Below are 14043 nucleotides of genomic sequence, written 5' to 3' on the forward strand. Positions count from 1 at the left end.
CTCCCATTACATTTTCTTTTCATTTTTCTCTCTTACGATAAACTTTATAGGTGTTCCCTCAAAACCAAATGCCTCACGCACTTGATTTTCGATAAATCTCAAATACGAATAGTGGAACAAATCCTTTGAATTTGCGAACAAAATAAATGTCGGCGGTGCTGTTGCAGCCTGTGTACCGTAGTAAACCTTTAAACGTCTGCCCTTGTCTGACGGTGGCTGTTGCTTTGCCATTGCTTCGTTTAAGACGTCGTTAAGCATACCGGTTGTAATTCTTCTCTTGTGCTGCTCATTTACTTTCTTGATAAGTTCCAAAAGCTTGTCAACTCTCTGACCTGTCTTTGCACTGATGAATATAATTTCCGCATAAGACATAAACGCAAATTCTTCACGCACACGCATTGTAAAGTTTTTCATAGTCTTTGTGTCTTTAGAAACAATATCCCACTTATTAACCGCAAAAATACAAGCCTTACCCTGCTCGTGAGCATAGCCGGCAACCTTTGTGTCCTGTTCTGTAATACCCTCGTTTGCGTCAATCATAATAACACACACGTCACTTCTGTCAACCGCCGCAAGCGAACGTACAACACTATAACGCTCTACGTTTTCGTCAATCTTACCGCGTTTTCTCATACCGGCGGTATCGATAAACAGATACTTGTCGCCGTTCTTTTCGTAATGTGAGTCGATTGCGTCACGCGTTGTTCCTGCGATGTTACTTACAATAACTCTGTCCTCACCCAAAATTTTATTTATAAGCGACGATTTACCTGCATTCGGTTTACCGATTACCGCAACTTTAATTTCGTCCTCGTCATCTGACGTATCTGCGTCCTCAGGGAACAAGTGAGTAACTTCGTCAAGCAAATCACCTACACCCAAACCGTGAGTTGATGAAATAGCAATCGGATCGCCAAGTCCCAAATTATAAAATTCATAAAATTCAAACGGCGGATCGCCTGTATTGTCAACCTTGTTTACGGCAAGCACAATCTTTTTCTTCGCCTTTAAAAGCATTTGTGCAACGTCCTGGTCATTTGCCGTAACACCGTCTTTTACGTTTGTCATAAGCACAACAACGTCTGCCATTTCAATAGCAAGCTGTGCCTGACGGCGCATTTGTACAAGGATTTCGTCCTTTGACGCAGGCTCGATACCGCCTGTATCGATAAGCGTAAAGTGCTTGTCAAGCCACACTGCGTCAGAATAAATTCTGTCACGCGTTACACCCGGTGTGTCCTCTACTATACTTATTCTCTTTCCTGTTATCTTATTAAACAAAGTCGATTTTCCGACGTTCGGTCTGCCGACTATCGCTACCAATGGTTTCATATTCTTCTCCTTTTAAAATTCAAGTTCTTCTCCCAAGATTTTCTCAATAAATTCATATCCGTCATTTATGACAGGCTCTATCTTCACATTCAATGCTTTTTCAACGTCTGATACAGTCAAATCATCAAGGAAAATCCCGTCTTCATCTCTCAGCATACTGTGCGGAATAAGCATTATATCCCCTATAGGCTTGTCTTTAAGCTGGTCGATTATATCTCCGCCCGTGACAAGTCCCGAAACGTTTACGCCTCCGCCGAAAAAGTTATTTTTTATCGCATAAACAGTTATCTTTACGTCTGTCTTTTCCATAAGACGTTCCGACAAACCCGTTATAAAAGATGCCGCCGCCTCACCCGTTACAAGAGTTACATTTCTGTCATACTTTTTGTTTTTCACAAGTTTAATTGCCGAATCAAATTCTTCTGCCATACTGGCAATCAATCCTACACCGTTTTCAAGCTGCGGAAAACCCTCATACACTTCTGCGTCAGGTATAGGCAATTCCGCATTCAAATAAAATTCGTCAGAAAGATAAATTAGCCTTGTTCCAAGTTTATCATACAGTTTTTTCTGCCAAGTCTCAACTTGTTTTATTGTTTGTGCGGAAGTTTCCTTTGTAAACGGTTTCAGCGGATAAAGTCCGTCACGATAGCGTGTAAGACCGACAGGAACGATTGATACACTGTTTACATTCGGGAACAGTGCCGCCAGCTCGGATATTGACCTGTCAAGTTCCTTGCCGTCATTAATTTCGGGACAAAGCACTATCTGACAGTTCATATAAATATTATTAGCCGCAAACTTTTTCATTATGTCATAGCACTTACCCGCAAAACGATTATTCAGCATTTTACATCTAAGTTCGGGATTGGTTGCCTGAACCGATACGTTAATCGGCGAAACACGCATTTTTATAAGTCTGTCTATTTCTTCGTCTGACATATTCGTAAGCGTTACATAGTTTCCCTGCAAAAACGATAATCTCGTATCATCATCTTTAAAATAAACCGTTTCACGCATACCTTTAGGCAACTGATCTATAAAACAGAATATACACTTATTTCGACAACTTTGTGCCTCGTCAATAAGTCCCTCTTCAAATTCAATACCTATATCGTCGTAATCATTTTCAACCGTTATAACTTCGGTAGTACCGTCCTTTTTCAGTATTTCGAGAGTAACTTCATATTCGGCTGTAAGATAGCGATATTCCAGTATATCGTGAAAATCGTGTCCGTTGATGCTTATCAGCTTATCCCCGACTTCAATTTCGGCATCTTCCGCGATTGAATACGGTTCTATATATTTAATTGTGGTATTAACTTTTCTCATATTTTTATCTCCGCATTATTATCCAATATGTATTATTACACAAACACAGAAAAAAATCAAGGCATTTGGCAAAAATAAAGACAACCAATGTAATCAGAGGTTGTCTTATCTAATGTTTATTTATAAATTATCCATACTTTTCTGCCAATACCACACCCAAAATTATCAAACCACCGCCGATATACTGCACCAATCCCATTGTTTCGCCCAAGAATATCGCACCTAGTATTATTGAAGTAATCGGCTCAAATGCCGATACTATCCCAGCGGTTGACGCACCCTCACAGCGTACTCCCACTTGAAAAAGCGGCACTGCTCCAAGCGTTATAATAAGTGATATAGCCACCGACAGTATCCATGCTTTATAATCCATTTCCGCAAACACCAAGCTATCAGTTGTCAAACCGAAAATATATGTGCCGATACTCATAATAATCATAAGATAAAACGTAAGTTTTATATAGTCCATTTCGTCAAGTTTGGAACGATACATATAAACAACATAAAAGCTATAAAATATCCCCGACAAAATCGCAAGTATCACGCCGATTTTATCGGCTGTATTATTAAGGTCAACAAACATAAACATTCCGAGCGTGACAAGCATAACCGCAAGAAGTTTTATCTTCTTGATTTTTTCTTTGTAAACCACCGCCGACGTTATTACGATTATAAGCGGATATATAAAATGGAGCGTTGTTGCAAGTCCGGTTGATATATAGTCATATGCGGCATAAAGTGAAATCATTGAAAATGAGCCACCCACCACACCAAGTAGAATTATATCTACAAGCTCTTTTTTTGTAAGTTTAAACGACACTTTTCTGAAAATCATTATAAAAAATAAAAGCGGCAGCATTAGGAATGTACGCAAAAAAGTAAGCGTAATTCCGTTTGCTCCGCTTTTGTATGCAAATTTAGCCAATATCGGTGCAAATCCGTAAATAAATGCCGATAAAATTAAACAAGCTTTACTCTTTGACACCGAAATCCCTCCATAGAATAGGGCGTTAAAGTGTTTCAAGCTCCTTCGCCCAAATTTGATATGAGGCGTCGGACGGCATTCGCCAATCGCCTCTCGGAGAAAGAGCAACACTTCCTACTTTCGGACCGTCAGGCAGGCACGAACGTTTGAATTGCTGTGCAAAAAATCTTCTGTAAAATACCTTTAACCATTCAAGTATAACTTCTCTGTCATATATCCCCTCAAACGCAACTTCAGCCAATCTCAGTATCTTTGACGGCTTTGAACCAAAACGCATAAGATGATATAAAAAGAAATCGTGAAGTTCATACGGACCGACAATATGTTCGGTCTTTTGAGATATTTTTCCGTCTTTCGGCGGAAGAAGTTCGGGACTTACAGGTGTATCCAATATATCCTGTAATGTTTTCTTCAATATATCGTTATTTGTACGTTTAGCCTCATAATCGACAAGGTAGCGAATGAGTGTTTTCGGAACACCCGCATTAACGCCGTACATCGACATATGGTCGCCGTTATACGTTGCCCAGCCGAGTGCAAGCTCGGACATGTCACCGGTACCGATTACCAAGCCGCCGCTTTTGTTTGCAACGTCCATAAGAATTTGAGTTCTTTCTCTCGCCTGAGAATTTTCATATGTGACGTCATAGACATTCGGATCGTGTTCTATATCCGCAAAATGCTGATTTACCGCCGCTTTGATATTTACTTCTTTTAATGTAACACCAAGCGAATTTGCAAAATTAACCGCATTGTTATACGTTCTGTCCGTTGTACCGAAACACGGCATTGTTACCGCGATTATATTCTTTCTGTCAAGATTAAGACTGTCAAATGCACGCACGGTTACCAAAAGTGCAAGTGTCGAGTCAAGTCCTCCGCTTACACCCACAACCGCCGTTTTGGCATTTGTATGGTCAAGTCGCTTTTTAAGTCCCAGCGACTGAATTGAAAGAATTTCTTCACTGCGTTTTTCACGTTTTTTGTCGTCTGACGGAACGAACGGCTGTTTATCGACATATCGTGTTATTTTAGTGTCCCCGATATTAATATCAAGTTTTACACTCACATATTTTTCACTGCCGACTATATTATAGGTATTGCTCTTTTTTCTCTCACCCACAAGTCTTTCCAAATCAAGCTCGGTATATACACATTCGTTGTTAAATCTTTTACTTCTTGCCAAAATCGTGCCGTTTTCGGCAATCATATTATCACCTGCAAATACAAAGTCAGTCGTTGATTCGCCGTATCCCGCATCGGAATAAATATAACCGCAATAAAGTTTTGCAGACTGACTTTTTACAAGCATTTCGCGGTATTCATCTTTTGCAATAACTTCATTGCTCGCAGAAAGATTTGCTATAATTGTTGCACCTGCAAGCGCGTGGTTGACTGAAGGCGGCATAGCCGTCCACAAATCCTCGCAAATTTCAACCGCAAGAACAAAATCTTCACACGCATCTGTTTTAAATAATATATTCGCACCGAACGGTATTTCTTCACCGTTTATATTCACATATGTCACTTCATTTTTACCGGCCGTAAAATGTCTTACCTCATAAAATTCGGCATAATTTGGAATATTAAGTTTCGGAACAAGACCTTTTATGTGTCCCCCGTTTACCACTGCGGCACAATTATAAAGTGTCTGCTCCGCAACGTACGGAAGTCCGACAACAGCGGTTATATCAAGATTTTCCGTTGCTTTTGCTATTTTGATTAAGCTGTCTTTTGCACTGTCAAGCAATATTTTCTGCAAAAACAAATCACCGCAAGTATATCCCGTTATGCAAAGTTCCGGAAATACTATAAGCTTTATATTATTTTGAGCCGCGTCTTCGATTGCCTTTATTATATTTGATGTATTATAATCAGTGTCCGCAACCTTTATATCAACAGTTGCGCTTGCACATCTTACAAATCCGTCTTTCATAAATCAAATTCCTTTCTTTATTCTGTCCCAATAAACTTTTGCCGACTGTTCGGTTTTATTGTCCCCAAAATCGTAATATTTAGTGTCCCTAATGTTATTAGGCAAATATTGCTGTTTGACATAATGATTTTCATAACTGTGCGGATATTTGTACTCTGTTCCATGACCGAGTTTTTTTGCTCCGCCGTAATGCGAATCTTTCAGATGTTCCGGTATATCGCCCGTATCCATACCCTCAATATCACTCAACGCACTGTCAATCGCCATTATTGCCGAATTTGATTTTGGTGCGGTTGCAAGTAAAATAACCGCTTCCGCAAGCGGTATTCTCGCCTCCGGGAAACCAAGCTGCAGGGCACTGTCAACACAAGCTTTCACGACCGATATAGCCTGGGGATATGCAAGTCCTATATCCTCTGCCGAAATAACCAAAAGTCTGCGGCAAATGCTCGGCAAATCACCTGCCGAAACAAGTCTTGCAAGATAATGAACTGCCGCATCCGGATCTGAACCTCTTATTGATTTTTGAAACGCACTTAAAATATCATAATGACTGTCACCGTCACGGTCGTAACGCATAGCTTTTTTTTGCGTTGCCTGTACCGCCGTGTCAAGCGATATGTGTATTTTTTTATCTTTGTTTGGCGGTGTTGCAATAAATGCAACTTCAAGCGAATTTAAAGCCTTTCTCACATCTCCGTTTGAAACGTGTGCCATATGCCGTATTGCGTCTTTGTCAACGGTTACGTCAAAGCCTTTATAATCCGATTGCTTTAATTCTTCAACCGCTCTTTCAAGTGCCTTTTCAATCTCGCTCGGCTCAATCTGTTTAAATTCAAACACAACACTTCTCGAAAGCACCGCATTATACACATAAAAATACGGATTTTCCGTTGTACTTGCGATAAGCGTTATCTTGCCGTTTTCCATAAATTCAAGCAAAGACTGTTGTTGTTTCTTATTAAAATGCTGTATTTCGTCAAGGTACAGCAATACTCCGTCCATTGCCAAAAAGCTGTCAAGCGTTGATACAATATTTTTTATGTCAGCAACGGACGCAGTTGTCGCATTAAGTCTATGCAAAGTTTTACCCGTTTTTTGAGCGATTATGTTTGCAATGGTAGTTTTACCGACTCCGCTCGGACCGTAAAATATCATATTCGGTACTTCGTCATTTTCGATTATGTTTCTTAAAATTTTTCCTTCACCTATAAGGTGCTTTTGTCCGACAACTTCATCAAGCGTCTTTGGACGTATTCTATCAGCCAATGGTGTTTTCATTGTGATTCTTTACCTCTTGTATAAGCTTATTAACTTCTTCCTCCGTAACCGTTGTCATTCCAGAACGCTTACATTCTTTCAGCTTTTCGGCATATTCTGCGGCTTTATCGTACTTGTTAAGTTTCATTGCAATCTGTATGCCGTGATAAAAGCCCTCGACAAAGTTTGGTGCCGACCCGACAAGTTCATCAGATATTTTTTCTGCTTTTTCATATTCGCCTTTTCTGAAATAACAAATTGAAAGATTATCTTTTATGTCCCTGTCATCACTGTTGTAATCATAAGCTTCTTCACAAAGTTTTGTCGTTTCGTCAAGGTCATCATTTCTAAGTAATTTAAAATAGCCAAGCATACCGTAAATACTTGAATTTCTGTAACCTTCGTTCATCATTGACTGTGCGTCCTCAATCGCCTCGTCAAGTCTGCCCTGCTTATAGTAAACCATACATCTTTGTTGCTTTGCCAAATTCTTTTTTTCCGGTGCAAGCCCTTTTACTCTTATAATCGGATCAAGAACTTTTTCCGCCTCGTCGGCATAACCTGTACGTAAAAGCACGTATGCGTAAGACGATTTCAACTTTACATTTGCTCTGCCCGTTTCACACGCCTTTTTATACCACTCTCTCGCACGGTCCTCGTCACCGATTTCAAATGCTTTGTTGCCGTTTATCGCATAATAGGTCGGCAAAAAATTATATATTCCCACACCTATAGCCACAATCGCAACGGCTATTCCAAGAAATACATTAAACTTAAACGCTACAATAATTATAGCCAGTGCAATAAGAACTGCAATTAAATTCATAAAAATCGTACCTTTCTTTATAAAAATCAAGAGGCTGCAAGCAGCCTCTTAAAATAGTAGTCAAAACCGCTATAGTTTTGTCTTGATTAATATTCGGCAGTACCGACTGTTCTTGGGAACGGAAGAACGTCACGAATGTTAGAAACACCTGTAATATACATAACAGCTCTTTCAAAGCCAAGACCGAAACCTGCGTGTTTGTTTGTTCCGTATCTGCGAAGGTCAAGATAGAAATTATAATCTTCTTCCTTAAGACCAAGTTCTTTCATTCTCTCAACAAGTACGTCGTAATTTTCTTCTCTCTGGCTTCCGCCGATGATTTCTCCGACGCCCGGAACAAGCAAGTCCATAGCCGCAACCGTCTTTTGGTCATCGTTAAGTTTCATATAGAAAGCCTTGATTTCCTTCGGATAATCTGTTACAAACAACGGACGCTTAAATACCTGTTCTGTAAGGTATCTTTCGTGTTCTGTCTGTAAATCGCAGCCCCATTCCACCTTATTGTCAAACTTAACCTTACCGGCTTTTGAATCTTCGATAAGTATATTTACAGCCTCTGTATATGTTACGTGAGCAAACTCACTGTTTACAACGTGGTTTAGACGGTCAAGAAGTTCCTTGTCGATAAATTGATTGAAGAACTGCATTTCTTCGGGAGCATTTTCAAGACAATAGTTAATGATATACTTTAGCATATCCTCTGCAAGTTCCATATCGTCTTTTAGGTCTGCGAATGCGATTTCAGGCTCAATCATCCAAAATTCAGCCGCATGACGTGTTGTATTTGAATTTTCGGCTCTGAATGTAGGACCGAATGTGTAAACATTTCTAAATGCCATACAGTATGTTTCAACATTAAGCTGACCGCTTACCGTAAGGTTTGCCTGTTTGCCGAAGAAGTCCTGTGAATAATCAACAGTTCCGTCATCATTCTTAGGGACGTTGTTCAAATCAAGTGTTGTAACTTGGAACATTTCGCCCGCACCCTCGCAGTCACTTGCAGTGATAATCGGAGTATGAACGTATACAAATCCTCTCTCCTGGAAGAATTGGTGAATTGCATACGCAATCATTGAACGCACTCTGAACACTGCCGAGAATGTATTTGTACGCGGTCTTAAATGAGCGACTGTACGCAAATATTCAAAGCTGTGTCTTTTCTTCTGTAACGGATAATCCGGTGTAGATTCACCGTCGATTACAACGTTTTCAGCCTTTAATTCAAACGGCTGTTTTGCGTCCGGTGTAAGTACAAGTGTACCTGTTGCCGTAATTGCAGCTGCAATGTTTAGCTTTGAAAGTTCCGCAAAGTTATCAAGTTTATCCGACTCAATTACTATCTGCAAATTCTTAAAAAATGTACCGTCATTTAATTCGATAAAACCGAAATTCTTTGAAATTCTTATGTTTCTTATCCAACCCGATACTGTTATTTCTTTTTCCCCAAACTCATCCTGTTTTCTGAACAAGTCTTTTACAACTGTTTTCATAATCTAAATAATAATCCTTTCAATAGTTATAAAATATAGTAGCTCTGTGCCACCGCTTCGCATTTTAGGCACCTCCCCTTAAGGAGAGGCTTATTATAGTAGCTTTATTCCTTTTTCTTCACAAGTCTTACGCATATCGTCCGGCCATACAGATGCCTGTACTTCGCCTATATGAGCCTTACCAAGCATATACATACACAATCTTGACTGACCGATACCGCCGCCGATTGTATAAGGAAGTTCCTTATTAAGAAGTTTCTTATGAAAATCAAGTTCAAGTCTGTCCTCACAGCCTGCAATCTTAATTTGAGAAAGAAGTGAATCTTCGTCAACTCTGATGCCCATGCTTGAAAGTTCGTAAGCCATATCAAGAACAGGATAATAAACAAGAATATCACCGTTAAGCTCCCAATCGTCATAATCCGGTGCTCTGCCGTCGTGTCTTTGACCCGACTTCAATTCTTTACCGATTTGCATTAGGAATACTGCTTTCTTTTCGCGAAGAAGTTTATTTTCTCTTTCTTTCGGTTCAAGATCAGGGTACATATCCTCAAGTTCTTGCGTTGTTATAAACGTAATTTCCTCAGGGAAATTATTTTCAATACCGCTGAACTTTTGGCATACTCTGCTTTGAGTCGACTTCATAGCGGTATATATACGTTCTACAAAACTCTTTAAAGTTTCAACAGTTCTGTCTGACTTATTTATAACAGCCTCCCAGTCCCATTGGTCAACGTACATAGAGTGAAGATTGTCCACTTCCTCATCACGTCTTATGGCGTTCATATCTGTATACAAGCCCTCACCCGGATTAAAATCGTATCTGCCGAGAGTCATTCTCTTCCACTTTGCAAGTGAATGAACAATTTCAAGTGTAGCACCGCCGATACAAGGTGCATCAAAACTTACAGGACGTTCAACTCCGTTAAGATTATCGTTAAGACCTGTTTCTGGACGTACAAATAACGGTGCTGAAATTCTCTGCAAATTAAGTGCAGAAATTATTTCATGCTGAAATGTATCCTTTATAAATTTAATTGCTTTTTCCGTTTCGCGTCCGTTAAGATTTGATTTATAGGTTTCGGGAATTATTAGTGACATTTTTTATTCTCCTTTATCAATTATTTCAATATTGTCAAGCGTCTGTTTGAAATTCTGACGTATGGCATTAAGATATTCTTCACGGAGCTTTGCACGCTCCGTCATTTCCTCAGGCGTCAACCCATCGGAACTTCTTGCCTTTTTCGCAAGTTCATTTATTCTGTCAATTTTCTTCTTATCCAAAAGATTTACCTCCCCAAGAAAATATCACTACTACTATTCTAACCCATTTTGAAGAAAAATTCAAGTAAAATATGGGACAATGTGCAAAATTAATAGATTAGTCATAATATATATTACAAAACATTGAAAGGAGGCACTCACAATGGGCGAATGTTGTGGAAACGGTTGTCAAAGAGGCGGTTGCGATTTTGATCTTGATATGATTATTTGGGTTCTTATTATTATCGTTATCGTTACTTGTATGTGCAACAACTAATCTTACATTAACTCCACTTTCAAAATATTAGTGGCAAACAGCGGTGTTTTTTCGGAAGCACCGCTCTTTTGCGGTGAAAAAACATATTTTTAAGTATTATTTTTATTTTTTGAATAAAACTATTGACAAATGATAGAGCATACCGTATAATGAATATATGAACAGTTATTCATATATTCAAGTATGGAGGTGTAGATATGAAAAAGAATAACGATAGTAATATTTCAGAAAAAAATAAAGATGTCTGTTGTGAAAAACATGAACATCATCATAAACATAAGGATCATTGCAGTTGCGGTCACGATCACGAGGCTCATTGTGGCTGCGGACATGAACATCATCATGAGCATGATGACCACTGCGGTTGTGGTCACGACCATCATCACGAACACGAGCATGAAGACCATTGCGGTTGCGGTCACGATCACAATCATCACGAAAATGGCTGTGGCTGCGGATGTGGTTGCGGTTGCGAACATAGCGAGGAAAATGAAAAAGTTCTTATCATAAGACTTATAGCAGGTGCAATACTTTTTGCGGCAGGTATCGTAACAGAAAACGTACTTTCTTCCCCATTGGTATCAGATATTTTATTTATAGTCGCTTACATTGTTCTTGGCTATGATATAGTTTTGAATGCGATTAAAAACATATTCAAAGGACACTTATTCAACGAAAACTTCTTAATGAGTATAGCAAGTATCGGTGCATTTGCAGTCGGCGAACACCCTGAGGCAGTTGCCGTAATGCTGTTCTATCAAGTCGGCGAGGCATTGCAGGAACGTGCGGCACAAAAGAGCCGTAATTCAATTACGGAACTTATGGATATTCGTCCCGACTATGCCAATACAGAAGTAAACGGCACGATTACAAAAGTTTCTCCGTCTGAAATTTCAATCGGAGATATTATAATTGTAAAACCCGGCGAAAAAATTCCTCTTGACGGTACAATAACTTCGGGCGAAACATATCTTGATACAAAAGCACTTACAGGCGAAAGCGTACCGCGTAAGGCTGTTACGGGTGATACTGTATTGAGCGGAAGTTTGAATACAGGCTCACCTATATATATTAAAGTAGAAAAAACATACGGCGAAAGTACCGTTTCAAAAATTCTTGATATGGTTGAACACGCTCAAAGCAAAAAAGCAAAATCGGAAAAATTTATTTCCGTATTTGCTAAATACTATACACCGATTGTCGTTGCACTTGCGGTAATAGTTATGTTCGTTCCTCCCCTGTTTCTCGGAGATTTCAGAACTTGGATATATCGCGGACTTATGTTCCTTGTGGTTTCTTGCCCTTGTGCATTGGTTGTATCAATTCCGCTTGGTTTCTTTGCCGGTATCGGTTGTGCGTCAAAGAACGGTATTCTTGTTAAGGGCAGTAACTTCATCGAAAAGCTTGCTAAACTTGATACTGTCGTATTTGACAAAACAGGTACTCTTACAAAAGGTGTATTTGCCGTAAAAGACGTATATTCTGTTATCGACAAAGACGAACTTATAAAATATGCCGCTTATGCTGAATTTTACTCAACACACCCTATCGCAGTATCGGTTAAAAATGCTTACAAAAACACCGTTGACACTGCAAAAATCTTAAACTACACAGAAATTTCCGGTATGGGTATCAGTGCAGATATAGACGGTCATAAAGTTTTAGCCGGTAACGGCAGACTTCTTGAGAGCAACAATATCTCTCACGAAAAAGCAAAATCACACATCGGAAGTATTATATACATTGCAGTTGACGGAAAATTTGCCGGATATATCGTTATATCTGATGAAATCAAAGCTGACAGTAAAGCTGCAATTTCAGCATTGAAACAGCTTAATATCAAATCTGTTATGCTCACAGGCGACGTAAAGAAAAACGCCGATTATACCGCAGAGCAGATTGGTATTGATAAAGTTTATTCGCAGTTGTTGCCACAGGATAAGGTTTCAAAACTTGAAGAAATCCTTTCTTCTAAAAATCCTAAAAAGAATGTTGCATTCGTCGGTGACGGAATTAACGACGCACCCGTACTTATGCGTTCGGACGTCGGTATTGCTATGGGTGGTATCGGTTCGGACAGTGCAATTGAGGCGGCTGATGTTGTCCTTATGACTGATGAACCCTCAAAAATTGCCAAAGCATCTAAAATCTCCGCAAAAACTATGTCGGTTATAATCCAAAACATTGTATTCGCTATCGGAGTTAAAGTTCTTGTTATGATTTTAAGCGTACTTGGCATAAGCACAATGTGGCTTGCAATTTTCGCTGATGTAGGTGTATCATTGCTTGCGATTTTAAACTCACTTCGAGCATTATATTACAAAGATTAATAACATACCACCATATAAGAGATGTCAAAACAAAAAGTTTTGACATCTTTTTTTGTTGTATTTTACAGTATTTACGGCATTAAAAAAATATATTTTAAAATTTTTTGGAATTTTTTTGAAAAATCTCTTGATTTTATTAACATTTTATGGTAATATACTTTACGTAATGGAAAACATTTACAAATAGTAGACATCATATTAACTTTATACAATAGGAGGACTTACTTATGAACAACAATATCTCTGTACTAATAGCAGATGACAACGAAGATTTAGCAAAGGAATTATCATCATACATAGGTGCAAAGCCTAATATGACAGTAACGGCTATTGCAACAGACGGTGAAGAGGCTTACACTCTTATTTCTCAAACCAGACCCGACGTTATAATTCTTGACCTTGTAATGCCGAAACTTGACGGTATAGGAGTTTTAAAGCGTATGCAGACTTTGACATTTGATAAAAAGCCTAAAATCATAGTTTATTCCGTTTCATCAATAGCAATTAAAATGGCTGCGTCAGTAAGTCCTTTAATAGACTACTGTCTTTTAAAGCCACAAAGCAACGAACGTGTATACGAAGTTATTCAAGATTTAACATCTGTTCCTATGGTTAGCGCAATACCGCTTTCACACAATATAACAGTTCAAAAAGCCGAAGAAACAGACCTTGAAACTATCGTTACGGACTTCATTCACGAGCTTGGTGTTCCGGCACATATTAAGGGTTATCAATATATCCGAAGTGCAATAATGATGGTTGTTGAAAATATGGACCTGTTAAACTTCATCACTAAACAGCTTTATCCCGAAATTGCAAAGGCATATAATACCACCGCCAGCCGTGTCGAACGTGCAATCCGCCACTCAATAGAAGTCGCTTGGAGCAGAGGTAAGCCTGAGGTTATGAATGAAATTTTCGGCTACACAATCCACACAGGCAAAGGCAAGCCGACAAATTCAGAATTTATCGCAATGGTTGCCGACAGAATCAGACTTCAATTAAAATAATA

The 14043-nt window shown here is 39.1% G+C and carries 11 protein-coding genes; 2 read left to right on the top strand and 9 right to left on the bottom strand.

From position 1 onward, the window contains the following. Positions 1-6 precede the first annotated feature (6 nt). The 9 genes from der to ACSAMO_RS02745 all read right to left on the bottom strand — a co-directional run bounded on the left by der (position 7) and on the right by ACSAMO_RS02745 (position 10445). Entirely contained in the window at positions 7-1332 is a 1326-nt protein-coding gene (gene der / locus ACSAMO_RS02705) for a ribosome biogenesis GTPase Der (RefSeq protein WP_022230761.1), read from the bottom strand. Between the two features lie 12 nt (positions 1333-1344). Further along, positions 1345-2664 carry a DUF512 domain-containing protein gene (locus ACSAMO_RS02710; protein ID WP_499209791.1) on the bottom strand — a complete coding sequence of 440 codons (1320 nt, stop codon included), beginning with the start codon at positions 2662-2664 and terminating at the stop codon, positions 1345-1347. A gap of 127 nt (positions 2665-2791) precedes the next feature. Then, positions 2792-3649, bottom strand: a complete 858-nt coding sequence (locus ACSAMO_RS02715; RefSeq protein ID WP_499209792.1) for a DMT family transporter — start codon at positions 3647-3649, stop codon at positions 2792-2794. 25 nt (positions 3650-3674) lie between these two features. After that, positions 3675-5585 (bottom strand): NAD(+) synthase, encoded by a 1911-nt coding sequence (locus ACSAMO_RS02720; protein WP_499209793.1) that lies wholly within the window; start codon positions 5583-5585, stop codon positions 3675-3677. A gap of 3 nt (positions 5586-5588) precedes the next feature. After that, complete coding sequence (locus ACSAMO_RS02725; RefSeq protein WP_499209794.1) at positions 5589-6866, bottom strand: replication-associated recombination protein A; 1278 nt, start codon at positions 6864-6866, stop codon at positions 5589-5591. Next, positions 6847-7671: a tetratricopeptide repeat protein gene (locus ACSAMO_RS02730; protein ID WP_022230756.1), complete on the bottom strand. Its 825-nt coding sequence runs from the start codon at positions 7669-7671 to the stop codon at positions 6847-6849. The genes ACSAMO_RS02725 and ACSAMO_RS02730 overlap by 20 nt, the downstream gene beginning before the upstream one ends. An 86-nt stretch (positions 7672-7757) precedes the next feature. Next, on the bottom strand, positions 7758-9161 hold the full coding sequence (asnS, locus tag ACSAMO_RS02735) for an asparagine--tRNA ligase (RefSeq protein ID WP_499209795.1): 1404 nt from the start codon (positions 9159-9161) through the stop codon (positions 7758-7760). A gap of 93 nt (positions 9162-9254) precedes the next feature. Next, positions 9255-10262, bottom strand: coding sequence for an aspartate--ammonia ligase (gene asnA / locus ACSAMO_RS02740; RefSeq protein WP_499209796.1), 1008 nt, complete (start codon positions 10260-10262; stop codon positions 9255-9257). 3 nt (positions 10263-10265) lie between these two features. After that, positions 10266-10445 (bottom strand): DUF896 domain-containing protein, encoded by a 180-nt coding sequence (locus ACSAMO_RS02745; RefSeq protein ID WP_022230753.1) that lies wholly within the window; start codon positions 10443-10445, stop codon positions 10266-10268. A 453-nt stretch (positions 10446-10898) separates the two neighbouring features. On the opposite strand from ACSAMO_RS02745, the gene ACSAMO_RS02750 reads away from it, so the two are divergent. Both ACSAMO_RS02750 and spo0A read left to right on the top strand, forming a co-directional pair. Next, positions 10899-13031 carry a heavy metal translocating P-type ATPase gene (locus tag ACSAMO_RS02750; protein ID WP_499209797.1) on the top strand — a complete coding sequence of 711 codons (2133 nt, stop codon included), beginning with the start codon at positions 10899-10901 and terminating at the stop codon, positions 13029-13031. A gap of 227 nt (positions 13032-13258) precedes the next feature. Next, positions 13259-14041 carry a sporulation transcription factor Spo0A gene (gene spo0A / locus ACSAMO_RS02755; protein WP_499209798.1) on the top strand — a complete coding sequence of 261 codons (783 nt, stop codon included), beginning with the start codon at positions 13259-13261 and terminating at the stop codon, positions 14039-14041. Positions 14042-14043 lie beyond the last annotated feature (2 nt).

The sequence above is a fragment of the Ructibacterium sp. SJQ-7 genome (genome assembly GCF_054696575.1).

Excerpts from the sequence above, each read along its gene's own strand:
- der (WP_022230761.1), bottom strand. The coding sequence starts at position 1,332 with ATGAAACCATTGGTAGCGATAGTCGGCAGACCGAACGTCGGAAAATCG.
- ACSAMO_RS02710 (WP_499209791.1), bottom strand. The coding sequence starts at position 2,664 with ATGAGAAAAGTTAATACCACAATTAAATATATAGAACCGTATTCAATC.
- ACSAMO_RS02720 (WP_499209793.1), bottom strand. The coding sequence starts at position 5,585 with ATGAAAGACGGATTTGTAAGATGTGCAAGCGCAACTGTTGATATAAAG.
- ACSAMO_RS02725 (WP_499209794.1), bottom strand. The coding sequence starts at position 6,866 with ATGAAAACACCATTGGCTGATAGAATACGTCCAAAGACGCTTGATGAA.
- ACSAMO_RS02730 (WP_022230756.1), bottom strand. The coding sequence starts at position 7,671 with ATGAATTTAATTGCAGTTCTTATTGCACTGGCTATAATTATTGTAGCG.
- asnS (WP_499209795.1), bottom strand. The coding sequence starts at position 9,161 with ATGAAAACAGTTGTAAAAGACTTGTTCAGAAAACAGGATGAGTTTGGG.
- asnA (WP_499209796.1), bottom strand. The coding sequence starts at position 10,262 with ATGTCACTAATAATTCCCGAAACCTATAAATCAAATCTTAACGGACGC.
- ACSAMO_RS02750 (WP_499209797.1), top strand. The coding sequence starts at position 10,899 with ATGAAAAAGAATAACGATAGTAATATTTCAGAAAAAAATAAAGATGTC.
- spo0A (WP_499209798.1), top strand. The coding sequence starts at position 13,259 with ATGAACAACAATATCTCTGTACTAATAGCAGATGACAACGAAGATTTA.